The sequence below is a fragment of the Streptomyces guryensis genome, from assembly GCF_021261325.1.
GTDB lineage: Bacteria > Actinomycetota > Actinomycetes > Streptomycetales > Streptomycetaceae > Streptomyces > Streptomyces guryensis.
In genome coordinates this window covers 810,093-833,895 of record NZ_JAJSBI010000001.1, presented here as the reverse complement: position 1 = coordinate 833,895, position 23,803 = coordinate 810,093, and the positions used below count along the sequence as shown (strand labels likewise).

20 protein-coding genes and 1 pseudogene are annotated in these 23,803 nt (G+C 68.9%); 14 read left to right on the top strand and 7 right to left on the bottom strand.

Going from position 1 to position 23,803, the window contains the following annotated elements; translation table 11 throughout:
* Window positions 1–5 precede the first annotated feature (5 nt).
* On the top strand, window positions 6–1,262 hold the full coding sequence (locus tag LJ657_RS03910) for a hypothetical protein (RefSeq protein ID WP_232646754.1): 1,257 nt from the start codon (window positions 6–8) through the stop codon (window positions 1,260–1,262).
* A 521-nt stretch (window positions 1,263–1,783) separates the two neighbouring features.
* Window positions 1,784–4,270 carry a hypothetical protein gene (locus LJ657_RS03905; RefSeq protein ID WP_232646753.1) on the top strand — a complete coding sequence of 829 codons (2,487 nt, stop codon included), beginning with the start codon at window positions 1,784–1,786 and terminating at the stop codon, window positions 4,268–4,270.
* A gap of 6 nt (window positions 4,271–4,276) precedes the next feature.
* Here the strand turns inward: LJ657_RS03905 and LJ657_RS03900 are convergent, their stop codons facing one another.
* Window positions 4,277–4,462: a DUF397 domain-containing protein gene (locus tag LJ657_RS03900; protein WP_232646752.1), complete on the bottom strand. Its 186-nt coding sequence runs from the start codon at window positions 4,460–4,462 to the stop codon at window positions 4,277–4,279.
* Complete coding sequence (locus LJ657_RS03895) at window positions 4,459–5,346, bottom strand: helix-turn-helix domain-containing protein (protein ID WP_232646751.1); 888 nt, start codon at window positions 5,344–5,346, stop codon at window positions 4,459–4,461. The genes LJ657_RS03900 and LJ657_RS03895 overlap by 4 nt, the downstream gene beginning before the upstream one ends.
* Window positions 5,347–5,520: 174 nt before the next feature.
* Between LJ657_RS03895 and LJ657_RS03890 the strand changes: the two genes are divergently transcribed.
* From LJ657_RS03890 to LJ657_RS03880, 3 genes are all read left to right on the top strand, one after another.
* Window positions 5,521–5,958 carry an ATP-binding protein gene (locus LJ657_RS03890; RefSeq protein WP_232646750.1) on the top strand — a complete coding sequence of 146 codons (438 nt, stop codon included), beginning with the start codon at window positions 5,521–5,523 and terminating at the stop codon, window positions 5,956–5,958.
* A 146-nt stretch (window positions 5,959–6,104) separates the two neighbouring features.
* Window positions 6,105–7,400: a PIN-like domain-containing protein gene (locus LJ657_RS03885; RefSeq protein ID WP_232646749.1), complete on the top strand. Its 1,296-nt coding sequence runs from the start codon at window positions 6,105–6,107 to the stop codon at window positions 7,398–7,400.
* Window positions 7,401–7,465: 65 nt separating this feature from the next.
* Entirely contained in the window at window positions 7,466–7,729 is a 264-nt protein-coding gene (locus tag LJ657_RS03880) for a hypothetical protein (protein WP_232646748.1), read from the top strand.
* A 27-nt stretch (window positions 7,730–7,756) separates the two neighbouring features.
* On the opposite strand, the gene LJ657_RS03875 is transcribed toward LJ657_RS03880, so the two are convergent.
* Window positions 7,757–7,984 (bottom strand): hypothetical protein, encoded by a 228-nt coding sequence (locus LJ657_RS03875; protein ID WP_232646747.1) that lies wholly within the window; start codon window positions 7,982–7,984, stop codon window positions 7,757–7,759.
* 138 nt (window positions 7,985–8,122) lie between these two features.
* Between LJ657_RS03875 and LJ657_RS03870 the strand changes: the two genes are divergently transcribed.
* On the top strand, window positions 8,123–10,216 hold the full coding sequence (locus tag LJ657_RS03870) for a DUF8426 domain-containing protein (RefSeq protein WP_232646746.1): 2,094 nt from the start codon (window positions 8,123–8,125) through the stop codon (window positions 10,214–10,216).
* Window positions 10,209–11,477: an McrC family protein gene (locus LJ657_RS03865; protein ID WP_232646745.1), complete on the top strand. Its 1,269-nt coding sequence runs from the start codon at window positions 10,209–10,211 to the stop codon at window positions 11,475–11,477. The genes LJ657_RS03870 and LJ657_RS03865 overlap by 8 nt, the downstream gene beginning before the upstream one ends.
* A gap of 37 nt (window positions 11,478–11,514) precedes the next feature.
* On the opposite strand, the gene LJ657_RS03860 is transcribed toward LJ657_RS03865, so the two are convergent.
* Window positions 11,515–11,778 (bottom strand): hypothetical protein, encoded by a 264-nt coding sequence (locus LJ657_RS03860; RefSeq protein WP_232646744.1) that lies wholly within the window; start codon window positions 11,776–11,778, stop codon window positions 11,515–11,517.
* On the bottom strand, window positions 11,775–12,128 hold the full coding sequence (locus LJ657_RS03855; protein WP_372487796.1) for a DUF6247 family protein: 354 nt from the start codon (window positions 12,126–12,128) through the stop codon (window positions 11,775–11,777). Before LJ657_RS03855 ends, LJ657_RS03860 begins: the two co-directional genes overlap by 4 nt.
* Window positions 12,129–12,385: 257 nt before the next feature.
* On the opposite strand from LJ657_RS03855, the pseudogene LJ657_RS03850 reads away from it, so the two are divergent.
* Both LJ657_RS03850 and LJ657_RS03845 read left to right on the top strand, forming a co-directional pair.
* A pseudogene (locus LJ657_RS03850) lies at window positions 12,386–12,864 on the top strand (hypothetical protein).
* Complete coding sequence (locus LJ657_RS03845; protein ID WP_232646743.1) at window positions 12,861–13,220, top strand: hypothetical protein; 360 nt, start codon at window positions 12,861–12,863, stop codon at window positions 13,218–13,220. The pseudogene LJ657_RS03850 and the gene LJ657_RS03845 overlap by 4 nt, the downstream one beginning before the upstream one ends.
* A 105-nt stretch (window positions 13,221–13,325) precedes the next feature.
* Here the strand turns inward: LJ657_RS03845 and LJ657_RS03840 are convergent, their stop codons facing one another.
* Complete coding sequence (locus LJ657_RS03840; protein WP_232646742.1) at window positions 13,326–13,826, bottom strand: hypothetical protein; 501 nt, start codon at window positions 13,824–13,826, stop codon at window positions 13,326–13,328.
* Window positions 13,827–14,011: 185 nt separating this feature from the next.
* Between LJ657_RS03840 and LJ657_RS03835 the strand changes: the two genes are divergently transcribed.
* The 5 genes from LJ657_RS03835 (at window position 14,012) to LJ657_RS03815 (ending at window position 22,095) form a co-directional block, all read left to right on the top strand.
* Entirely contained in the window at window positions 14,012–16,429 is a 2,418-nt protein-coding gene (locus LJ657_RS03835; RefSeq protein ID WP_232646741.1) for an AAA family ATPase, read from the top strand.
* Window positions 16,426–16,803 (top strand): hypothetical protein, encoded by a 378-nt coding sequence (locus LJ657_RS03830; RefSeq protein ID WP_232646740.1) that lies wholly within the window; start codon window positions 16,426–16,428, stop codon window positions 16,801–16,803. The genes LJ657_RS03835 and LJ657_RS03830 overlap by 4 nt, the downstream gene beginning before the upstream one ends.
* A 90-nt stretch (window positions 16,804–16,893) precedes the next feature.
* Complete coding sequence (locus LJ657_RS03825) at window positions 16,894–18,711, top strand: DUF4357 domain-containing protein (protein WP_232646739.1); 1,818 nt, start codon at window positions 16,894–16,896, stop codon at window positions 18,709–18,711.
* Window positions 18,708–19,919 carry an McrC family protein gene (locus tag LJ657_RS03820; RefSeq protein ID WP_232646738.1) on the top strand — a complete coding sequence of 404 codons (1,212 nt, stop codon included), beginning with the start codon at window positions 18,708–18,710 and terminating at the stop codon, window positions 19,917–19,919. The genes LJ657_RS03825 and LJ657_RS03820 overlap by 4 nt, the downstream gene beginning before the upstream one ends.
* A 40-nt stretch (window positions 19,920–19,959) precedes the next feature.
* The gene (locus LJ657_RS03815; RefSeq protein WP_232646737.1) at window positions 19,960–22,095 is read left to right on the top strand and encodes a UvrD-helicase domain-containing protein; all 2,136 of its coding nucleotides are present in this window, start codon (window positions 19,960–19,962) and stop codon (window positions 22,093–22,095) included.
* A gap of 33 nt (window positions 22,096–22,128) precedes the next feature.
* Here the strand turns inward: LJ657_RS03815 and LJ657_RS03810 are convergent, their stop codons facing one another.
* Entirely contained in the window at window positions 22,129–23,790 is a 1,662-nt protein-coding gene (locus LJ657_RS03810) for an N-6 DNA methylase (protein ID WP_232646736.1), read from the bottom strand.
* Window positions 23,791–23,803: the final 13 nt, after the last annotated feature.

Below are 23,803 nucleotides of genomic sequence, written 5' to 3'. Positions count from 1 at the left end.
GGGCATTGGACAACGAGATACAGCTGATCAGTGACGGTGACGGACTGGCGGTCATCGGGAACGCGGCGGACGTCGAACGCTTCCTCGTCTCGGAAGGGCTGTCACCAAAGGGCCGTGAACCGAAAAGGCTCAAGTCCGTCTTCGGTACCGGGGCTGCAGCCGCGCAGGCAGGTTCGGACATTGCTGCCGGCTCCGCCCTTTGGGTGAAGTTGACCAAGGAGTCCGCGCAGCGTGTCAAGAAGTTCGGGCTGATGGACAGCAAGACGCCAGGCATCAGCCACGTGATGGTGGGGAAACCTGGCTCGATCAAGAATTGGCTTCAGACGGAGAAGGGGGCCGGCTCGTTCCTGACCAACCCGGCGCGTCTGGCTGGGGCCGCGGGGATCATGGCACAGCTTTCGATGCAGCAGACCATGGACGAGATCACCGACTATCTCGCCAAGATTGACGAGAAGGTCACCGACGTGCTCCGCGCCCAGGAGGACAAGGCGTTGGCGGGCATGGTCGGAGTGGAGCTCGTGATCGGTGAGGCGATGACCATCCGGGAGCAGGTGGGTCGGGTCTCCGAGATCACGTGGTCGAAGGTACAGAACACGTCGGAGACGATCGCGACGACCCAGGCGTACGCGCTACGTCGACTCGACGCGCTCGCGGAGAAGATGGAGCGCAAGACCAAGGTCGGTGATCTCGCGACGGCGGCCAAAGAAGCCGAGTCAAAGGCGCCAGAATGGCTCGCCGTTCTGGCTCGTTGCTTTCAACTCCAGGACGCGGTCGCAGTGCTCGAACTTGACCGCGTGCTGGACGCGGCTCCGGAGGAACTGGACCGGCATCGCATCGGGATTCGGATCGCCCGGCAGAATCGCCTGGAACTCATCTCGCGGAGTACCGAGCGTCTGCTGGACCGGATGAACGCGGCCGCAGGTGAGGCCAACGCCAAGGTGCTGCTGCACCCGACCAAGTCCCCAGCAGTCGTTCAGTCGAGCAACCATGTCGTGACTGGCATCCATGGCCTCCACGGGAGGCTCGGTATCGAGTCCGGTAGCCGGTCGTCGGAGACAAGACGATGGGCGGTAGCTGCGACTGAGGTAAGGGACAGGGCACTAGAGACTGGAGCGAAGGGCGTCGGTGCCGCCAAGAGCCTCGGCAACGAGACCCTCGACCGGGCAAGAACGACTACGGGCAGGCTCTCCAGTGGGATCGCTGAGCGAGTGCGCCGCCGGGGCGGGGGCGGCGACGGGGAAGAACGCGACGCGAAAGGCTGACCGAGGGGTCCCCTCACGCGCGCCCGCCCAGTGGCGTTCTCCCGGCCCCCAGGCGAGGCCAGCGGGAGACCACGCCGCCGTGACGATCGCCGGTACCGCTTCCCGCCGTAAGCCCTGACTCATCGCCCACCCGGAGTCGTGTCATGACATCGTTCCCCGACGAGGGAGACACCCGCAAAGTCCAAACCGCCGTCATCGGACGTGCCGGTTCCGACGTACCAGTGTTCCTCCCGTACGACCACGACGAGTTCGACACCTTCATGCGAGGCCGCTCGCGCGACGAGTTCTACTGTGGAACCCTCCTCGGTGGCTGTGGCAAGAAACTCACTCCCAAGCGGTACACCGAGAAGAAGTGCCACTTCGCCCACCGACCGCCCGTCCACTGCCGCCGCACCGCGAACGGCGAGTCAAGCGCCGACCATCTCTACATCGGCCAGGCCCTGACCCAATGGCTCGCCCAGCAGAACCACCGGAAGGCCAAGGCGTCGTACGGGACGGTCGGGGACAGGCCGGGCGGGACCGTGGACTTCCGGTTGTCCGGCGGGCGGCAGTTCGTACGCGTTCAGCTGGCGCGGCTGGGCCTCCGGCAGTGGCAGCAGGAGGCAGAAGACCTCGCCCAGGGAGCTGAAGGTGTCGAGTGGTTGTTCGGCCCGGACAGCATGCTCGCCTACGACCGGGTGAAGACTCACGGCTACGCGATTCGCATCGAGTGCCGGACCGTCGGCGCCACGCGTGAGGTGCGCGTCGGTACCCAGCTTCCCGGTGGCACCATCGAGTGGACGACCTTGTCCGAGTGCTCGATGACGCGCGAGGGCATCGTCACGCCGAGCCTGGCGCACACGCCCAAGGGCGTCATGCCGCGCCGTTCGTCCGAGGTGGCTGCCACAGCCGCCCAGGTCTTCTTCCAACTGGCCGATGACACCGTGGCCTTCACAGGGGCCATACCGCGGAACGACGTACGCCCACCAGCGGGAACAACAGGGCGGGTCTACGACGCGGACATTCAGCCCGCGGGCGCGGCAGTGCTCCAGGCCCGCATCGTCCTTCCTTCGATCACTCCGACCCCCAAGCCATCGAGGGTGTACCTCCTCGGGGACGGGGTGACGCTGACCCCCCTCGGCGCCGACGTCGGCGCCCCGGAAGACACCCCTGCCTGGCTCATCCTCGCGAGCCGGGCGCGACGCCTCGACGCCCGGGAGGCTGCCGCCTGGAACGGACTAAGGCCGGCGCTGCCCGAGTCGACGGCTACCGGCCACACTCAAACCTCACGGCCCACACCGGCGCCCGACGTACTACGACCACGCCTCAGCGACCCCGAGATGGTCGCCTCCCTCCGTCGAAACCTGGAGCGCATCGCCCGCTCCCGTGGCCGGGTTGCCTGGCCCACGCTCGTCCGGACGATAGGGAACGGCGCAGAGTCGATCACACCGGAACACCGACTCAAGCTTCTCGTGGCAATGGACTTCCCCCGAACCCAGGACAGACCCGTGCTGTCCTCACTGCTCACTACCGGCGGCGACGGACCGGCATCCTTCTTCGCCGATGTGCTCACCGCGCTGGGCTGGGCCCCGGGCACGTCCACACAGGAGGTTCATCGGATCCATCAGCAGGAGCTGGAGCGTGTGTACCAGCTCTGCGGCGCGCGCCGGGCCGAGGCATCGCCGAGCCGGAAGGCAGCGGCGGCGAAGGCCCCGCCCGCGTCTGCGGGTCATCCCCAGGGAGTGCAAGAGCCTCAGAAACCCCAACTTGGTCGGGAGCCAATCTCACCCGCGAGCCTTCCCACTCTTCAGCTCGTACTCGCACTGCGTGAGCACCTCAGGGCACGCGCTGAGAACGGTGCCGCCGACATGACCTGGCGTGAACTCTCGGAAATGACGGGGTTCGCCTTCCGGCTTCTCTCGGACGAGCGGTGCGCCAACCTCCTGTTCCGTGTGGATGAGCCACTCCAGGATGGGGGCCTCATGTACGCGGCCCTCGTCGTCGCCGAGGACGGCAACCCGCTGCCGTATTTCGCGGCGATCCTTCAGCGGCATGGCCGTCCGGTACCGGGCCTCGCGAGCGAGGTCCACTGGGCCAGGCAACTGGAGGTAGGCCGCATCCGCGACGCGTACACGGACGCCGAGCGCCGACGGAAGACCGTCGGAACCGGACCCTCCGATGCCGCATCCGCCCCTGAGGCACGATCAGGCTCCGAACTCCAGGCTCACGTTTCCGAAGTCGCTGCCATTGGCACGCTCACGGGGCTCCGCTGGAGATTCGACAGAGCCCGTCAGACCGGCGAACTCGCCGAAGCCAAGCGGGTCTGGCAGGAGGCGGGAAGGGTCTACGGTACGAAACTGACGCCTGAGAACCAGGCAAAGTACCGGAACCACCTGCGCGACATGAGCGATTGGGTCCGGGACCGCGAGAACGAGAATGTCCTGGCAGAACTTCGTCCCTTGCTCGACAACCTTGCACAGAAGGACGGAGCCGCAGCGGCCAGCACCCTCCGCGACGAACTGAACAAGGCGAAGGAACTGAAGAGGAAGTACCACGGCAAATTGCCGGAGGACGTCCAAGCAGCTCTCCGAGCCAGCGAGGAAGGACTTGACGATCTGACCGCGTCGCGGAATGAGGTGAGCGTCCCTGATCCCGAGACGGACCACGAGTCCCGGACAAGCAGGGAGAAGCTCTCCGAACTCGCGGCCATCGTCCGCGCCGCGCTGGAAGACGCCGCACACGGTGGCACCACCACAACCTGGTCCACCATCCGGCATCGTCCGGGCGTGGAACTTCCGCATCTGCACCCGGACGACCAGGGGGAGGTTCTGGTCCTCGCTGACGCGGACACCCCGATGAGCGAGCCGCTTCTCTCCGCTCTGGTAACCACGAACAATGGGGAACTGCACCCGCTGTACCGGCACGTGGCTTACTCGCTCGGCCGGGAACTGCCCGCTTCACAAGACGAGTTGCACGCCCAGTGGCAGCTTGATGTCCTGCGGCTCTACGGCCTATGGAAGCACCGCTGACTTCGTTCAGACGTCCGCCACGAACCCCACGAACCGCGCCCATTCCTCATGCCCGACGACGAAGTGAGGACGCGTCATATCCTTGGAGTCGCGTACGCAGACAGCCTGTTCGCGGAAGGCGACCTCGACGCAGCTGTCGCCCTGGCTGCCGCTGTAGCTGGACTTGAACCAGGCCAGTTCCGTCGCGCTCATAGCTCTCCTCGAAGTCGCTCCAACAGGCCCCGGGAGTCCTTGGAGTTGAGGGCCTGCGAGCGCAGTGTGTCATAGCGCTGGTAGAGGAAGCTCACCTCTTTCGGGTCGGAGATCAGACGGCCGTTCTGCTGCCCTTCCGAGTACGCAAGCCGCTGCCCCTTGGGGGTCTCCAAGAGCTGCAACGCACCGTCCAGGCACGCGTGCAACCCGGCCTCAAGCGGCACGATCTGCAGCGTCACGTTGCGCGGCGCGCTCAACTCCAGCACGCGATCGAACATGCCCCGCATCTGGTCGGCGTCCCCGAACCGGCGCCGGAAGACATGCTCCTCGACGATGAAGCTGAACGGGATGGTCGGTCGCTCGAACAGCATCCTCTGCCGCTCCATGCGCCTGGCCATGAACTCGTCCAGTTGGTCGTCCGGTGCCACCGGAACGGTCCCCTCGAACACCGCCCGCGCATACCCCTCCGACTGCAACAACCCCGGCACCAGCCTGCACTCATACGTGCACAGACTCTCCGCCACCCGCTCCAGCCGGGCCCACTGCCGAAACCACGCCGCCAGCCCCACATCCCCCCGCCCCCGCGTCACGTACTTCGACGACTTCCGCAACGCCCCGGTGTTCCCGAGGAGTTCCTCCGACCGCACCACGTACGACTCGTCGGGCATCCTCCGCCCCAGCTCCACCGACTCCACGGTGTGCTTGGAGAAGCACACCAGATCCGCGAACTCGGCCCTGCTGTATCCCGCGTGCTCACGCAGCGCCTGCTGGACGGCACCCCAGGTCCGCAGACAGTCCGAGGGGTCAGGCTCACGATCCGGCTCACCGCCGGCTGGCTCCTCGTCGCAGCCGCCCTCGGCCATGATGTCAATGCCGCCCGTCATACGCGGCCACCTCCCGCTCCGTACACGCGACTCACACGTCCGTCGCCCCGCACCCGACGGCACCCAGCGTGACGGAAAACCTCGCGTACCGTCCACAGAATGTGCCCGTACGCTGACGCACCGTACGGGCGTCACTCCTGGATCGCGCCCCCACGCACCCGCCACGGTGGCCCCATGAACGCAACCCTTCCCCAACCACCTTGCACCGTTGCCACGTTCGCCCAGCTCCTGTCCTCCACCCGCCGAGGCGCCCGCCTCGCACGCCTCCTCGCCACCACCCAGCTCCGCGCCTGGGACCTGTCACCCGACGTGACCGAGCGAGCAGAGCAGATCGTCGCCGAACTCGCCGCCAATGCGGCCCTGCACGGCCGCGTCCAGGGCCGCGACTTCCGGCTCGCCCTCACCCTCGACACCACGACCGGCCTCCTCCGCATCGCAGTCACCGATGCAAAGGGCGGGCAGCTCCCCGTCCTACCCACCGACTCGGCGACGTACGGCGAGACGGGCCGCGGTCTATTCCTGGTCAGCGCGCTGGCCGACCGCTGGGGCACCGAACCACATCCGCCGAGCGGCAAGACCGTTTGGGCCGAGGTGGGTCACCGGCCCACTTGACGAGGAATTCCTGTCCAACAGGCCTGCCAGAGTTGCCCGTTCACTGCCCCTGGTCCCCTTCTACGCGCTACGGTCCAAGCAGGCGAACGCGAGGGGTCGAGACCGTACGCCCCTCGAAGGCGGCATACGGCGACGACGGTGGAGCAGTGGCAGAGGACACGACGGCCGGGGCGGACAACCGAGGCCTCTTCGACGACTTCGGCGCCTTCCGGACCCCGACCACCGAGGACTTCACCTCCGTACTGACCCACGGTCTGGTGGCCCCAGACGCCAACGTCCTGCTGAACCTCTACCGCTACACCGAGCAGGCCCGCGGCGACCTGCTGCGCGCGCTCGGCGCCGTGGAGGACCGGTTATGGGTGCCGCACCAGGTCCTCGTGGAGTTCTGGCGGAACCGTGAGGGCACCCTCAGCGACGCACGGTCGTCCGGTGCGCAGGCCGCCGAGGACATGGCCGGTCACGCAGCCCAAGCAGAACGCACCCTGCGCACCTGGGCCAATCGCGTGGCTCTGCCGGAGGAGGAGACCGACCGCCTACGCAGCCAGCTGAACGAGGTCTTCGACGACGTGCAGGAGGCGATTGTCAAGGTCGGCGAGGGTGAGTGGCAGAACATCACCCACGACACGAGCTCCGATCCGGTCATCGCGGAACTGGAGCCCGCGCTCGCCGGCCGGGTCGGTGCCCCACTGAGTCAGCGGGACTACGACAAGGCGATCACGGAGGGCATGCGCCGTGTCGAGAAGCGACTGCCTCCGGGCTACATGGACAAGACGAAGGACGGCGTGGGAGCGGCTGCCGACTATCTCGTGTGGGAGCAGATCCTCCGGGAGGCCGGCCGCCGCCAGTGTGACGTGCTGTTCGTGACAGCGGATGTCAAGGAGGACTGGTGGCGTAAGGAGCAGGGTTTCAACCGCGGCCCCCGGCCGGAACTGACCGAGGAGCTCAGGACCCGGGGCGGCGGTCGGCTCTTCATGCTGACGCCCAAGCGGTTCCTGGAAGTCGCCTCACCGATCCTGGAGTTCGGTCTCCGGGAGGGGTCCGTCGAGGACATCGAACGCGTCGAACGGATCGGGACCGACGACGGAGCCTACGGCGGCTGGACGACCGACGCGCTCCAGGAACTCTTCGACCGGTTGACCTACGAGAACTACGGAGACAGGGTCGACGTCATCAAGTACGCCGCCGCGATGGACGGCGTCGCCGACGCCAAGAGCGTTTACGACATTTGTCACTACTCCGAGGGCCGCTCCCTCAGAGGCTTCACCAAGCCGGTCACCCGCATCACCGGCCTGCTGCGCAACCTGGGCAAGATCTCGGAGTCGGCGGTCCAGGTCCTGAAGGCCGAATACGACGCAGACCCCGGCGGCCGCGCGTCCGGGTTCTCCGTCCACCCGCTCCTCGTACCACTCGTCAACGAGCTGGGAGACGAGGACGAGTCGTGACCGCCGACCGGGCATTACACGGCGCGTAGGCGCCCGGCGAAGCCACGTCGCTACTCTCCCGTGTCATGCCTCATGCAGCAGCGCGGGAGATGCTCTCTCCGATCCTGTCGATCCACCCCTACATTCCGGCGTTCGAGCAACACGACAAGGTCATCTGTTCCATGGCCACGAGCGGCGAGTGCGACAAGAAGCTCGTCGCGGAGGTGCGCACCAAGTTCCGTGACGGCAGCGTTCATCACTGGCGGGTGTGCGGCGAGTGCCTGACCACCCATCCGTCAGCCATCGCCCACATCAAAACGAACGGCTTCCAGGAGCCCGCTGCTTCCTGACGGCGCGCCGGAGCCCCGTGGTGGCGTTTACGCCAGCCGGTAGACAGCCTGGTCCGGGTCCGGCCTCACGATCAGACCGTCGTCGGCGAGCTCGCGCAGGTTGCGGCGGGCTTCCTTGCCCGCGGCTTCGTCGTTCGCCGGCTGGTACCCCGAGACCCGTAGGGCCAGTACGGCACGCTCCGTGTCCCAGGTGCCACCCAGCGCCTGGATCACTGCGGCGAGTGCCTGCTTGTGCGTCAGCGGCTTCTCGGTCATGTCACCCTCCCCCTAAGATCGTCACAGCATGACACGCGGTGGCAGGGCTCCTGTCGGCCGGTGCGGCGGACGCGGCCACGCAGGCCCAAATCGCCCTACACCCCCTGCGACCCTCACCGTTCCGGCATCATGACGCCCATGACCGACGGCGTGGACATATGGGAAGCAGCGGCCCGGTTTGACCGGAGCACCGCTGCCAAGGACGAAGCCGGCGCGGAGCAGGAGCGCAAGCAGGTGCTGGCCCAGTTCCCCCTAGAGGACTGGCCCAAGCTGCTCCTGGAGCGTTACGCCCTTGGCCTGAACCCGTCCGGTCCGGGCATGACGTACTGCCGGCTCATGGAGTTCGGCACCCAGAGCTTGGGCAGCATCAAGGGCGGCAGCGCCGCGAAGCACATCATGTACCGCCACAACTCCGGTGAGTGGCGGCTCGCGGCGCCGCTGCGCGGGATGGAGCCCCAGGAGGCGTGGGAGCGTCTTCGGGCCGAGTTCTGCCGGGCGTTGACCGCCACGGCCGTGGGCGACTTCGCGGCTGTGGACGACCTCGAAATCCTTCGGTTCGGGCCCGCGCTGGTGACCAAGACTCTCGCCACCTACTTCCCCGAGCACTTCCTCCCCGTCTACTCCGCGGGGCACCTGCGTAAGTTCCTCGCCCTGCTGGGCGGCACGTCGGGCGCCGATTCACCGACCTGGCGAAGCAACCGGCAACTCCTCGAACTAGTCGGCTCCCGCCCGGAGTTCGCGGGCTGGACCGGGAACGAGGTGATGACCTTCCTCTACCAGGACTTCGACCCGCGTCCGCAGACGCGCACGATTTGGAAGATCGCCCCCGGCGAGCGCGCCCGCTTGTGGGAGGAGTGCCGCGACGGCGGGTTCATCTGCGTAGGGTGGGACGAGCTTCGTGACCTGGGCGAGTATCAGACCGACTCCGAGCTGAAAGAGGCTCTCGACGCGAACTGGCCCAGCGGCAGCGGTCGTAGCCTCACCACCGCGCGCAGACTTCTCGCGTTCCGGGACCTTGAGGCGGGAGACCGGGTCGTGGCCAACCGTGGGATGGATGAGGTCCTGGCCACGGGCACTGTCACCGGGGGCTATCGGTTCGACCCCGAACGGCCGGAGTTCCGGCACGTGGTCCCGGTCGACTGGGACGTCTCCCACGCGCAGAAGCTGTCAGGACCTCAGCACGGCTGGCGGTCCACGTTCGCCAAGGTCGACCCGACGCTCTTCGCCAGGCTCACCGCACACCGGGCGGCCGACTCCGTTGCGCAAGCCGCCCCGTCATCCGCCGAGCTGGCGCCCGAGGACGTCCGGGCCGTACTGGACGCGCTGGAACGCAAGGGCCAGGTGATCCTCCACGGGCCTCCCGGAACCGGCAAGACCCGGCTCGCGCTCAGTGCCGCCCTCTTCATGGCCGGCCGCGCGGACGTGATCAACACCGGCCCGGCCCAGCGTTCCGCGGCCCAGGTCGAGATGCTGGGCGGCGAGCAGGTCCATCTGGTGACCTTCCACCCTTCCTACGGCTACGAGGACTTCGTCGAGGGCTTCAAACCGGACCTGAGCGCCACGGGCCCCGGGCTCACGCTCGCCCTCACGGACGGGGTGTTCCACGCCCTGTGCGACCGGGCCTCGGCACATCCCGAGCAGACGTACCTCCTGATCATCGACGAGATCAACCGCGGTGACCTGCCCCGGATCTTCGGCGAGTTGATCACGCTCCTCGAACTCGACAAGCGCGGCCTGCCCCTCGCCCTGTCCGTCAGTGGGCGGAGCTTCTCCGTGCCGCCGAACATCCGGATCATCGGCACGATGAACACCGCCGACCGAAGCATCAGCCACCTCGACGCGGCCGTACGCCGCCGCTTCGCCTTCGTTTCCGTCGGCCCCGACCCGGACGCCGTCTCGGGCACGATCGGCCCGCTGGACCTGGCTGAGTTCTTCGAATCCCTCAACACCCGCATCACCCGGCATCTCGACGCCGATCACCAGATAGGACACGCCTACCTGCTGCGGGACGGCATGCCGATCGCCACGGAGGACGACCTCGCCGCGGCCTTCCACCACGAGGTGATCCCGCTGCTGGAGGACTACTGCCTCGGCCGCGCCGACCTGCTGCACCGCGTCCTCGGCAGCCTGGTCGACGCGGACACCGGCCGCACCGCGCTCATGTCACCCCAGGACCTCGCCGCCGCCCTGGCCGCCGAGTTCAGCGGCGGTGAGTCAGGTCTCGATGCCTGAGCGCACCGAGGTCCGCCTCGGCGAGTACCAGTCCGTTCCACTGGACATCGAACAGCTCACCTCCCGGGACATCGGGCGTCTGCACGCCCTCCAGGCCGGCGGTCACCTCACCCTGCGCCCCGACCGCTCCGGATGGCGACTCCGGGCGGATTCGAGCGTCGGAGTCCTGATCCTCGACCGCGTCCGCATCGTCATCGAGCCCAAATTCGCCATACCGGGCGAACGGCTCATGAGTTGGCTCGCCTACGCCCTGAACGCGCCGACGCCCGTTCGGACAATGTCACGACACTGGGCCACCGGCCCGGAAGGCTACGCCGATCTCGTGGCCGCGGCCTTGCTGGAGCAGTGCGAACGGTTGGTGCGCGAGGGACTGCGCCGCGACTACGTACGTCACCAGAGCGTGGAACCGGTGTTGCGGGGGCGGCTGGACTTCGCGGCCCAGGCCACCCGTCGGTATGGACAACTCGACCAGCTGCACATACGCACCTTCGACCGCGAGACCGACATCTGGGACAACCGCGTCCTGGGGACCGCGCTGAGAGTCGCACTCACCGTCACCTCCGGCTCCGACCTGGCTCGCGACCTGCACGGGATCGCCGGCGCGTTCCCGCGGGCCGCCACCCCGGACGCGGCACTGCGCGCCCTCGATCGCATCAGATACACGCGCCTGAACGCCCGCTACCGCCCCGCGCACACCTGGGCACGCCTGCTGCTGCGCGGCGGAGGCGTCACCGACCTGCTCACCGACCTGGGCAGTACAGCGGACGGCCTCCTGCTGCCCATGCCCGCGCTCTGGGAAGCCGTCGTACGACGCCTCGGCGCCGAGGCCGCCGCCCCGTGCGGTGGACACACCGTCGCCAGCCGCGGCGAGAGGGGCATCACCGTCCGCGGGGACCTCGGCAACGCCTCCACCTTCCGCCCCGACCTGCTCCTGAGCCTCCCGGCGCCTGACCGGCCCCACCGCACGCTGCTGCCGGTGGACGCCAAGTACAAGCGCTACGACCGCCACGGTGTCAGCGCCGCCGACATCCACCAACTCCTCACGTACAGCGCCGGCTATGCCCCCGCCGACGCCCCCAACGCGGTGATCGTCCATCCCCAGCCGGGCGGCCACGCTCATCGCGTCCTCCGGGTCGACGGCTCGCGGGGCAGGCTCGGCACCCTTCACGTCATCGGCGTCGACACCCATGCGCCTCCTCAACGAGCGGCCGCGTGGCTTACGGAGCGGGCCACATCGGTGTGCGGACCATTGCCGCCCTGAGAAGCGGACACGAGCAGTGATGTTCGCCGCAGCGCCGTTACCCGTTCCAGACGATGTTGCAGATGTAGACGCACTCGTGCCGGGGTACGGCGAGGAACTGGATGAAACCGCGCCCGCCGAAGATCGGGAAGTTTCTCAGCCCACCGGGTTTGTCCTCGGGTCTGCTTCCTGCCGTCTCGGCGTCGCGGCCCAGCGCGGCGAGTTCGGTGGCGATGCGTTCCACCTCTGCGACAACGCCGACGGGAAGCCCGGCGGTCAGGTACTCCTCGCTCGGGTTGTAGTCCCACTTCCAGTCGGTCACAGGCCGGCCTCGGCCTCCGCATCTGCGTGGATCTTCCTTATCTCGGTGATGGCATCCGCTGGATCCTCCACCCCTCCGCTCACCACGTCTTCCAGGTGACGCAGGCGAGCGGCTCGTGAGGGGTAGCGCTGGATCGCAACGAACACACCCCACGCGTGGACGAAGGTGCGCAGCGGCGCAAGGGACTGGGCCCGCTGGGCGCTGGTGGTCGCGTCGACGAGATCACGCACGAACGCCGGCATACGGCTCGGCGTGAGCTGTTCGACGGCGGCACGCAGGGCGTCGGGTGTCAGGGCGGGCATGGGGATGAGCGGCTCACCGGGCTGCGGCTGCGCGTGCAGTGCGGTCACGGTCGTGCTCCCGGTTCGATGGTGGGCGTCGGCTGCGTTCTAAACGGTACTCGCACCACGCCGGATCGATGGCCGGATCAGCGCGCGGGCACGAGCCGATGACACCTGGTCGCCGGTCGACTGAAGAGAACCGTGTCGACGCCCGCAACCAGTCCTACGTCAGTCCGCCGACTGCGCAGGGCGGTGATCGGTCCACCACTCCGCGTCCCTCTTCTGGGTGATGGCGCCAGGGTGAGTTTCGAAGTAGTTTCAAAGTCATGAGTGCCGAGAGTGCAGCCGTGAACTTCTCCGAGCTGGTGAACAAGAACAAGCAGACGCTTGCCCGGCTGAAGGAATCGCCGAGACTGCTCCTGCACCGCAGAGACGGCGAGGATCTGGTCCTCACACCGCGGCGCGGGCCGAGCAGGACCAGACCGTGGTGTCAGCAGCCACCCGGATGCTGGTCGCGATGGCGCGCCGGGAGCCCGGCAGCATGGAACTGCTCCTCGACATACTGCCGGACGCCTTCCTCTGGGTCCGCTTCCTTCCCGAGCCCGATCTCCACGCCTTCGCCGTCGAACTGGTCGACACCATGCGCGCCGCCGACTCGCTCGGCAACAGCGCGTCCGTCGCCCAACTGCTCATCGCCTGGCAGCACACCGCCGAGGTCTACTCCGACCCCGAGTTGCTGGCCGCGCTGACCAGGGATCACGGCGAGGACTACGGCCCGGTACCGGACCCGCGGGACGTCACATGACCGCGGGCCGCGGCGACCGCGCCGCACCTCCGGCACCGGACGGCCACTGGGAAGTCCGCTTCGCCGACGCCGCCTCGGCCAAGGGCTGGGAGAGCCTCGCCCAGCAGGCCCGCGAGAACACCTACCGCGCCTGGATCACCATGCGCACCGCCCCCAGACCGGCCACCGAGACACCCCGGCACCACCGCCTCAAGGGCGGCCTGGCGCATGGCACCCACCGCGGGCAGACCTGCGAGCAGTGGCAGATCGAGGTGACCGGCGGCGGCCGCATCTGGTACCTCCTCGACACCGCCCGGGAGACTTGCTGGATCACCTTCGCAGGTACGGGGCACCCGCGAGCCACAGACCGACGCTGACCCGGGACAGTCGGGTGGGGGCGGAACAGGCCGGGGAGAATCGACCTCCTGGTTCCGCCCCCTGGCCGTTCAACGTGGCCGGTACACCGAAGCTCGTGGTGACACTCAAGCCCCTGCCGGTTCCCAGCGGTACCTCTCGCGCATTTCGCCGTACGAACGCAACAGCGGTTCCAACTCCGTGCGCACGACTTCGGCGTCAGCCGGTGGAAGGGTCAGCGACGCTCGACGCATACGGACACTCCAGGTCGCCGGGTCAGGGAAGACTGACAGCCGCGGCACCAGATCGCGCAGGACCAGCCCCTCACGGAACGCGGCCAGCCCCGACACCTTCAGGCGGCAACCCTCGGAGTAGGAGCGCTCGTTGAAGACGACCGGCTCGTCCAAGACGCGCACGGGACTCACGATCGTCGCCCGTCCGATGACCCGGCCGAGGTCACGCGTCGGATTCCTGAAGCAACCGCGCGTGGTGTAGACGAAGACCTCGTCGCCCTCCCCCAGAGCGTGCGCCGCCTTGGCCCGGCCAGCGGGAAACGCCATCCGCTGCTCGGTGACCACCCAGCTCAGTGCGGCGCGGTCTCCGATGATCAGCAGGTGCGCGGACGGCATGCGGTCACCTTAGCGGGCTTGGTCGACCGGTCCGACATCTCCAGCGCGTACACAATTTCGATTATTGGGAATCTCGCATATGCGTTGACAGTGCTAACAGGATGTCGCCATGCTAAAGGCGCCAACAAGGCACATCATCAGTCCGCGTGGCCCCTTCTCCCACGCCCCGACAACGGGAACCGACCATGACCGATCAGCCCCCTGCCTCCCTCCGCGCTCTCCTCCTCGACCGACTGCGCCACTCGGACCTCGCGCCTCAGGTGCAGGAGCTGTTGCGCGAGCTGCTTCCCGACGAACCGGCCACGAGCAGTGGAGGTCGCGCTGAACCCGTGCAGCTCCGGTCCATCACCGCGGCCGGCTGGCGCGGCGTCGGTCCGCGGACCACCCTCGAACTGCCGCCCGGACCCGGGCTGGTCGTCGTCGCGGGTCCCAACGGCTCCGGGAAGTCGAGCTTCGCCGAGGCCGCCGAGACCGCGCTGACGGGACGCAACTCCCGGTGGGACGGACGGCGGGCCACCGACTGGCAGAAGGGCTGGCGCAACCTGCACAGTCCCGATGTCACCCCCGAGGTCTGCGTCGAGTTGGCCGTCGGCGAGCGGGGCGATGCGGTCACCGTGCGGCGGACCTGGCACGGGCTCAAGGTCGACGAGGCGCGCACCAAGGTCGAGGGACCGGACGGCTCGGAGCGGAAACTGGAGGAGGTCGTCGACGCCGAGGCGCTGGACCTCGCCCGGCCGTTCCTGCCGTACAGCGAACTCGGGTCGATGATCAACGGCACGCTCGGCGGTCTGCACGACGCCTTCTTCAAGCTCCTCGGGCTCGAACTGCTCGCCGAGTTCGACGGCCGGGTCAAGGACACGGCGAGCGAGTGCGACCAGGCGATCAAGCACGCGGACGCTCTCACCACGCAGCTCCTCGACGCGCTGGGCACGCTCGACGACCCCAGGTCCCGCGAGGCCACCCAGGCGCTGTCGGGAGCCACGCGCGACCTCGGCCGGGTGCGTGCGCTGCTGGGGAGCCGTACCCCGGCCGCCGAGGCCGAGCTGGCCCGGCTGCGACAGCACGCGAGCCTCGCCGGGCCGGATCTGGCGGAGGTCGGCGGGGCTGTCGGAATGCTGCGGGAGGCCGCCGCCGCTGCCGAGGAGGCCCGGTACGGCAGTGCCGAGGAGGCGCGCCGCCTGGCCCGGCTGCTGGCGGCGGCGATCGAGCACCAGCGGCGCTCGGGGAGCGCGGACTGCCCGGTCTGCCGCGCCGAGAACCGGCTGGACCGGGCGTGGGCCGAGCAGGCGCGGACGGAGGTGGAGCGGCTCCAGACGGAGGCAGCCGACGCCGAGGCCGCCCGGCAGGAGGTGGCGGTGGCCGTGCGGGCCGTGCACGACCTCGTACAGCCGGTTCCGGTGTGGCTGCGCGGCAAGGACTCCCCGCTCATGGTGGTGTGGCAGGAGTGGGTCCAGTGCCGGGATGTCATCCACCCCCGGGAGCTGGCGGACCGCGTCGAGCGTGCCGCGGCGACCCTGGACGACGCCTGCCGGCAGGTGCGGGAAGAAGCCGTTCAGCGGCTCTCCGCGCATGACGTCGCCTGGCAGCCGTTCGCCGTACGGCTGGCGGAGTGGCTCGGTGCCGAGGAAGCAGCCGAGGTCGCGCGCGAGCGCCGCAAGCACGCGCGCAAGGCGCGGGCCTGGCTGCGGCCGATCATCGACGAGCTGCGTGACGAGCGTCTGCGGCCGTTCGCCCAGCGGTCGCAGGAGGTGTGGCAGAAGCTGTGCGAGCACAGCAGCGTCACGCTCGGATCCGTCACCCTCGCGGGCACTCCCGGTCGTGGCAAGGTCGAGCTCGACGTCTCCGTGGACGACATGTCCGCCCCCGCCTACAGCGTGATGAGCCAGGGCGAGCTGCACTCGCTCGCGCTCTCGCTCTTCCTGCCCCGTGCCACACACGCGGACAGTCCGTTCGGGTTCCTCGTCATCGACGACCCCGTGCAGTCCATGGACCCCGACAAGGTCGAGGGTCTGGCCCGGGTGCTCGACGCGTACGCCCAGGACCGGCAGGTGATCGTCTTCACCCATGACACCCGGCTCCAGCAGGCCGTCGCCCATCTCGGCATCAAGGCGACCGTCCTACGCGTGAGCCGCCAGACGGACTCCGTGGTGGGCGTGGAGACGCTCACCGACCCGGTGGAGCAGGCTCTCGCGGAGGCGCGGGCCGTCTCTCTGGACCGCGGCCTGCCGCAGGACGTGGCCGACCATGTGCTCCCCGCCATGTGCAGGGTGGCGGTGGAAGCCGCCTGTCTGGAGACGGCTCGGCGCAGGCTCCGCGATGAGAAGGGACTCGGGCTTCGGGCCGTGGAGGAGCGCGTGGAGTCCCTCGATCGCACCAAGACGTACGTGTCGCTCGCCTTGCTCGGCGACGAGCAGCAGCCTGCCCGTGCAGCCGTCGAACGGATCTGTCCCGGTGGCTGGGCGCTGATCGAGGCCTTCAACTCGGGTGCCCACACACCTCTGCCGACCGTGGACGACCGTAAGGATCTCGTCCGCCGCACCAAGGCGCTCGCGGCGGCGATCCGGAACAGTGCTGGGGCCGAGAGCACCGGGGGCGCCCGATGAGCGCGTCCCCAGAGGGCCTGGTGGCCGCCGCCGCCCGCCTCCTCCTGCCCGCCCCCGGCACCGTGACCACCCTGCCTCCCGGCCTCCGCGCCCGTGCCGCCGCGGTCCTGCTCCGCATGGCGCTCGACCAGGCCCTGGACGCCTACTGGCAGCGGGTCACTCCGTCGATGACGCGGGTCGGCAAGCACCGCATGCTGTGCCTGGAGTGGTACGCGGGCCACGACACCGCCCGTCGATGCCGCACCACCTGGTCGGCGCTGAGCGCGGCATGCCACTACCGCACGTACGAGCTGCCGCCACGTCCGGAGGAGATCCACGGGCGGCTGAAGGAGGTCACCAGCCTCCTGACGGTCCTCCGTGCCACAGGCAGCTGAGCCGAAAATCTCCCGGGATTTCCTGCGGGGCTGTCAGTGCCGGCCCGTACGCTGCAAGCAAGATCGCACCAGCTGTGCAAGGGGGAACCCATGGTCGACGACGGCCCGCAGTACCCGGAGTTCCGGCTCCGGCTGCCCAACGGCGGCCCCGAGGCCCGGGGGCGGCTGCTGACCGAGAAGGGGACGAACGGGAGTCAGAAGTTCGTCGTCCTGGCCGGTTCTCCGGGCCGGTCCGAGGTGGTGCCGTCGTTCCCCGTGCGCATGCCGTCGTCCTACCGGCTGAGGCAGCGGCTGATCGACGAAGGGGTCCTCACCGAATCGGCCAAGTGGCCCGGCCGGCTGGAGACGACGCGGGATGTCGAGTGCAACTCGCCGTCGGCCGCCGCCGAGATCCTGGTCGGTCGCAGTGCCAACGGCTGGCTGGAGTGGAAGACGGACGACGGCCATCCGCTCTCCGACTATCTCGACCAGGTGTGGTGGGGGCCCAACCGGGCCTGGCTGGTACGCGGCTCCAATGTCTCGGGCCTCGACCTCGTCCGGCGCCTGTGGCTGCCCGAGGGGTTGGTGACCCTGCGCGCACGCCACCTGCGGCAAGGTGTCGAGCAGGGCGTCAGCAAGGACCGGCTGCGCACCGCCGTCGAGGAGGACTACGCCTCCACCGCGACGTACAACCAGAAGGTGCAGTTGGTCGAGGAACTGCACATGTTCCTCTCCCGGATGAGGCCCGGCGACACCATGTGCACCATCTCGGGCGGTCGGCTGTACGTCGGCAAGATCACGGGCGACGCCGAGCAGCTCGCTTCCGAGGACGGCCGGTCGGATCTGCGCCGACCGGTGGACTGGGCGGACGACGGGCACGCGTACGAGGGCCTGCCCGAGGCGCTCCAGCAGAAGCTCTCCGCGCAGCATGACGTCGTCGACCTGACCGCGGTGAAGGATCTCATCGACGGCCTGGGGATAAGCGACGAGGACCTGATCGAGGAGGCCGAGGCCGCCGATCGGGACCCGAGCGTGGAGATCCCCGCGCTCACCGCCCGGCGTGAGCTGGAGCTGCCCGAGCCTACGGACGAGTTGGCCGAGGAGCTCCTCGTACACGAAACGGTCTGGTTGCGTGAGGTGCGTGATCTGCTGTGGGACGAACGGCAGTTGGTGCTGTGCGGCCCGCCCGGGACCGGTAAGACATATCTCGCCCTGAAGCTCGCCGAGTTCCTCGGTGGCGGGCCCGAGCAGGTCAAGCTCGTGCAGTTCCATCCGTCGTACGCGTACGAGGACTTCTTCGAGGGCTTCCGGCCGCAGGAGGATCCGCAGACCCGCGAGGTCGCCTTTCGGCTCACCGCCGGTCCGCTGCGCGAACTCGCCGATCTGGCCTCCCGTGAGGGCAACCGGCACATCCCGCACTTCCTGATCATCGACGAGATCAACCGCGCCAACCTGGCCAAGGTCTTCGGCGAGTTGTACTTCCTGCTGGAGTACCGCAACAAGTCGGTCCGGCTGACGTACTCCGGTGACGACTTCGCGCTGCCGCCCAACCTCTTCGTGATCGGCACCATGAACACCGCCGACCGGTCGATCGCCCTCGTCGATGCGGCGATGCGCCGCCGCTTCGCCTTCGTCGAACTGTCCCCGCGCACCGAGCCGACCAGCGGACTGCTGCGCCGCTGGCTCACCCGCGAGGGACGCGACGCCGAGCCGGCCGACCTGCTCGACGCGCTCAACTCCCGTATCGACGACGCCGACTTCCGCATCGGGCCCTCGTATCTGATGAAGCGGGGCGTCTATCGGGAGGGCGGCCTCGAACGGACGTGGCGGACCAAGATCCTGCCCCTGCTGGAGGAGTACCACTACGGGGAAGGCGTGGACGTCGAGAAGCGGTACGGGCTCGCCGCCCTGCGGGAGTCGTCGAGGTGACCCGTGTCGTCGAACTCGTCGAGCACGCGGCGGCCGCAGGCGTCGCCCTGTCGGACACGGTCGGGCGGGCGCTGGCGGCCGGGGACATCGTGGACGCGGCTCCTGATCCGTATGTCCCAGGGCACTGGTCCCTGCGGGCCGGCAGCAAGGTCGGCGCGGTGGCGGTCGCGGTGCCGGGAGACGACGAGCCGGTCACCGTACGCGTCACCCCCAAGGTTCCCATCGCCCGCCTCTTCTTCCTCCTCGGGTACGGCCTCGACCCGAAGGGCGGTTGGCGGGACGGGGACGTCGATGTCACCGGGCACCGCGATCTGCTGCCCGCCCTCGCCCATGCCGTTGAGCGGCAGATCGACCGCGCCCTGCGGCAGGGGCTCCTCCAGGGATATCGGGTGACCGAGGAGGCGTCCCTGGTCGTCCGGGGCCGCATCCGGGAAGCCGAGCAGATACGGCGTCGGTTCGGCGCGACGCTGCCGGTGGAGGTGGAGTACGACGAGTTCACCACCGACATCGCGGAGAACCGACTGCTGCGCGCCGCCGTCGAGCGCCTCCTGCGACTGCCCGGCGTACCCCACGACGTGCGTCGCGGGTTGCTCCACCAACGTGCCCGCCTGGCCGAGGTCACGGTGATCGTGCGGGGTCAACCGCTGCCTGCCTGGCAGCCGAGCCGGCTCAACTCGCGCTACCAGCACGCCCTGCACCTCGCCCGGGTCGTCCTGGACAACGCCTCCGTCGAGCACGCGCCCGGTGAACTGCGCCTCGACGGCTTCCTGTTCGACATGAACAAGCTCTTCGAGGACTTCGTGACGGTGGCACTGCGCGAGGCGTGCCGTGGCCTCGGGCACTCGGCGCGGCTCCAGGATCCGCATCACCTCGACGAGGCGTCCGCGATCCGCATGAAGCCCGACTTCGTGCTCTACGGGCCGCACGGCGCCCCGTGCGCCGTCGTGGACGCCAAGTACAAGGCCGAGAAGCGGGACGGTTTCCCGGACGCCGACCTCTACCAGATGCTCGCGTACTGCACCGCCCTCGGCCTGCGCGAAGGTCACCTGGTGTACGCCAAGGGCAACGCCCCACACGCGGCCCACGTGGTCCGGCACGCGGGCATCGTCATCCACCAGCACGCCCTCGACCTTGACCAGGAACCCTCCGGGCTGCTCTCGGACATGGCGAAGGTGGCCGACCGGCTGGTGAGCACACCGCGCGTATGATCGACTGCGGAGTGTCCGTTCAGGGTGGGGAGTGCGCCTCGTGCCGCAGCTCGCGTTCGCCAACAGTTTCTGGGAGAGCTACGACGTCCTGGAACGGCCCGTCAAAGCCGGTGTGCGCAAGGCGATGCAGAAGTTCCAGCAGCTCACTGTGCCCGAACTGCACGCGGACAAGGGCCTGCACCTGGAGTCTGTGGAGAACGCGCGCGACCCCCGCATCCGGACCATCCGCATCAACGACTTCTGGCGCGGCGTCGTCCTCGCCCCCGACGACGGCAGTGACGTCTTTCTGCTCGTCAACGTCGTCCCGCACGACGACGCCTACACCTGGGCCGCGAAGCGGCTGTACACCACGAACTCCGCGACCCGGGCGCTGGAGGTCCGCAACGTCGCGGCGATCGAGCAGCTGACCCCGGCCCTGGAGAAGGCCGCCGCGGCCGCCGACGCGCTGCTCTTCGCGACGTACTCGGACACGGTCCTGCGCGAACTCGGCATCGACGACCAGGTGCTCAGGGCCGTGCGGACCATCGTCGACAAGGCGCAACTGCGGGCCTTCGAGACACTGCTGCCGGAGGACCAGTGCGAGGTGCTGCAGTACCTCGCCGAGGGCTTCAGCCCCGAAGAGGTCTATCGGGACGTGATCGCCGTCCGACGGCCTGTCGACGCGGGACCCGACCCGGACGAGAGCCTGGCCGTCGTCCTCGCCAACACCACGAGCCGCATCACACTGGTCACCGGCCCGGAGGAACTCGCCGACATCCTGGAGAAACCGTTCACGGCCTGGCGGGTGTTCCTGCACCCCTCCCAGCGCCGCGTCGCCTACCGGACGTCGTACGGCGGCCCGGTGCAGGTCACCGGCGGACCGGGGACCGGCAAGACGGTCGCGGCACTGCACCGCGTCAAGCACCTGCTCAACCGCTCCCCGGACACCCGCGTGCTGCTCACCACGTTCACCAACGCCCTGGCCGCGTCGTTGCGGGAGAACCTGGCCGTCCTCCTGGACGACGACGAGTCGCTGCTCACCCGCGTCGAGGTGACCACGGTCAACGCCTACGCGCACGGCATCGTGACCCGCCTCGACGGCCGGGCGCCCTCCCCGATCGGCGACCGGGAGGAGCGGCAGGTGTGGCAGCGGGTCGTCAAGAAGCTCGGCCTGCCCTGGACGGAGCAGTTCCTGGCCCAGGAGTACCGCCACGTCGTCCTCGCCCAGGATCTGCGCACTCTGGACGACTACCGCGCGGCCTCCCGGCGCGGTCGCGGCAGCGCGCTCTCGCCGACCAGGCGGGAGCAACTGTGGCCCGCTGTCGAGCTGTTCGAGTCCATGTTGCGCGACCAGAAGACCACGACCCACCTGAAGGTGTGCGCCCGCGCGGCCGAGCTCCTGGCCTCTTCCTCACCCACGCACGACCATGTCGTCGTCGACGAGGCGCAGGACCTCCACCCGTCCCAGTGGCGCGTCCTGCGCGGTGCGGTGCCGGCCGGCAGCGACGACCTGTTCATCACCGGAGACCCGCACCAGCGGATCTACGACTCGAAGGTCTCCCTCGGTTCGCTCGGCATCTCGGTGACCGGACGCACTCACCGCCTGCGCATCAACTACCGCAGCACGGAGGAGATCCTCGCCTGGTCGACGGGCATCCTCAGCCCGGTGTCGGTCGACGACCTGGGCGGCGAGGGCAGCGACACCCTGGCGGGTTACCGGTCGCTCCTGCACGGCCGTAGACCGCACGTGGACGGGTACGGCTTGGAGCAGGCGGAGGTCGCGGCGCTGGTCGAGCGCGTCGAGGGCTGGATCGCGCAGGGCATCCGCCCGTCGGAGATCGGCGTCTGCGCCCGCTTCAACGTGCTGCTCGACAAGGCGTACGACAAGCTGGCCGCGGCCCGGGTGCCGGTGGTGCGGGTCAGAGACAATCCGGGGCCGGGCACGGACGGCGTACGGCTGGCCACCATGCACGCCATGAAGGGACTGGAGTTCCGGTGTGTCGCCGTCCTCGGAGCGACGGCGAGCGCGCTGCCCTTCGCCCGCGAAGTGACTCCGGCGTCCGTGGACGCGCTACAGCACGAGTCCGACCTGCTCCGGGAGCGGTGTCTGCTGTTCGTGGCGTGCACACGGGCGCGGGAGGCGTTGGCCGTGTCGTGGAGCGGATCGCCCAGTGCGTTCGTTCCGCAGGCGGGGTGAGGTACAGCTCTTCTATTGTGATGTGACTGCCAGTCAATCTCCTGGCGTGAGAGCCCCGTTGCCGAGGCCGTCCCGGGCCAGCGCCGACGCTTGCTTACCGAGTTCGGCCACCCTCCGCACCCGCTCCTCGAACTCCTGCAGTGCGCGGAATGCTGCCCCGTATCGACGCTGCTCAGCGATGTCCATCTGCGGGATGCGAGCACCCTTGCCGTCGAGCCGGTAGGTGCCGCTGGCGCTGGTGGAGCGACGTGTGTTCGCCGCGCTGCGCAGGAAGCCCTGGAGGTAGTCGGTGTCGAGTTGATCGCTCACCGACACCGGCTCCGGATCGCCGTACTCGACCAGCCCGGCCCGCGCGAGGTCGGCGACACTGACGGACGGCCCTTCCAAAGCACTGGCGCCGCCGCCTCCCATCAAGGTCGGCAGCAGGTCGGCCAGCAGACTCACCTGTTCGGCCAACTCCTGCCGCAGTGCCGCGTATTCGGTCGCGTAGTCGCGGTGGGACTCCTCGACGTGACGGCCGGGAGTCAGATCCACGGTGTCGTCGAGGAGTTCGATCAGGGGTACGTCCGCCGTCTGGTCGGGCCCTGGCACCAATGGGCCATCGGGATCGTTCGCCGTCAGGTCGACCATGCGCACCCTGGCGACGGCGTCATCCCCGGATTGCGGGCGCCGCAGATGCCAGAGGTGCACGGGGAGCGCGTGCGACACCGCGCTGCCCGGGGGGAGGGCGACGATGTCCGTGAGGATGCCGCGCCGCACGAGCTCCGCCCTGATACGGCGACCGGCCTTGCGGTAGGCGACCGAAGCAGGCATGACCATGAGGACGCGCCCACCCGGCGCGGTGTGTGCGTAAGCGTGTTGCAGCCAGGCGAGTTCGCCTTCGGCACGTGACGGTGTGCCGAGTTCCCACCGACGGTCGAGCAGCAGATCCTCACGACCCCAGTCCGTGGCACCGACGGGCGGATCGCAGACGACGAGATCGGCCTTGAGGTCGGGCCAGTGGTCGCCGCGCAAGGAATCTCCGGTGCGGATGTCGATGCCGGTGCGTCCTGTGAGATCGGCCCGCAGCTGCGCGAATCGAGCACTGCGGGTGTCGGCCTCCTGACCACACCGCTGGGGGCCCACCTCGGGCCCGACAGCCAACAGCAGCGTTCCGATGCCACAAGCCGGATCGAAGAGGGTCGCATCGCTGCGTACCTGGCCGGCGAAGTGCCGCACCGCGTGGACGATGCGGGGTGAGGTGACCTGGTCGGACCCGGCCCGGCGCACCGAGTCGGTGAAGCGGTCGGTAAGCGCGCTCACCAGGTCACCGGGTGATCCACTGTCGCCGAGTTGCCGCGCCAGTCGGATGGCGTCTGTCGGCAGACCTTCCGGGGCCTCGTCCTCGGCACCGGCGAACAGCTGGGCCACGTCGGCGAGCCCGCCGATCATGTCGTCACCGTAGGCCGCTCGCAGGGCCTGCCACAGCTGCACCTCCACCGAGACGTCCTGGCCCTTGCGCTGCTTGTCCAGCCACGCCTGCACCGCGGCCAGGTCGAACAACGGACTGTTCGCACCGCCGCCTGCGGGTGCGGGGAAATCCTCGTACCGGCGCCTCCAGTTGGAGACGGCGGCACGCGTGACGCCTGCAAGCCGAGCGATCTCGGAGCCGGTGACAAGCGGTCCGCCGACTGGTGGGGCGGGATGGTCTGCCATGTGCGCCACCGTA

What these genes read in the sequence shown, in the direction of transcription:
- LJ657_RS03890 (WP_232646750.1), top strand. Translation starts at nt 5,521, where the DNA reads ATGAACGCAACCCTTCCCCAACCACCTTGCACCGTTGCCACGTTCGCC.
- LJ657_RS03880 (WP_232646748.1), top strand. Translation starts at nt 7,466, where the DNA reads ATGCCTCATGCAGCAGCGCGGGAGATGCTCTCTCCGATCCTGTCGATC.
- LJ657_RS03810 (WP_232646736.1), bottom strand. Translation starts at nt 23,790, where the DNA reads ATGGCAGACCATCCCGCCCCACCAGTCGGCGGACCGCTTGTCACCGGC.
- LJ657_RS03825 (WP_232646739.1), top strand. Translation starts at nt 16,894, where the DNA reads ATGGTCGACGACGGCCCGCAGTACCCGGAGTTCCGGCTCCGGCTGCCC.
- LJ657_RS03845 (WP_232646743.1), top strand. Translation starts at nt 12,861, where the DNA reads ATGACCGCGGGCCGCGGCGACCGCGCCGCACCTCCGGCACCGGACGGC.
- LJ657_RS03870 (WP_232646746.1), top strand. Translation starts at nt 8,123, where the DNA reads ATGACCGACGGCGTGGACATATGGGAAGCAGCGGCCCGGTTTGACCGG.
- LJ657_RS03895 (WP_232646751.1), bottom strand. Translation starts at nt 5,346, where the DNA reads ATGACGGGCGGCATTGACATCATGGCCGAGGGCGGCTGCGACGAGGAG.
- LJ657_RS03830 (WP_232646740.1), top strand. Translation starts at nt 16,426, where the DNA reads ATGAGCGCGTCCCCAGAGGGCCTGGTGGCCGCCGCCGCCCGCCTCCTC.
- LJ657_RS03875 (WP_232646747.1), bottom strand. Translation starts at nt 7,984, where the DNA reads ATGACCGAGAAGCCGCTGACGCACAAGCAGGCACTCGCCGCAGTGATC.
- LJ657_RS03900 (WP_232646752.1), bottom strand. Translation starts at nt 4,462, where the DNA reads ATGAGCGCGACGGAACTGGCCTGGTTCAAGTCCAGCTACAGCGGCAGC.
- LJ657_RS03840 (WP_232646742.1), bottom strand. Translation starts at nt 13,826, where the DNA reads ATGCCGTCCGCGCACCTGCTGATCATCGGAGACCGCGCCGCACTGAGC.
- LJ657_RS03835 (WP_232646741.1), top strand. Translation starts at nt 14,012, where the DNA reads ATGACCGATCAGCCCCCTGCCTCCCTCCGCGCTCTCCTCCTCGACCGA.
- LJ657_RS03865 (WP_232646745.1), top strand. Translation starts at nt 10,209, where the DNA reads ATGCCTGAGCGCACCGAGGTCCGCCTCGGCGAGTACCAGTCCGTTCCA.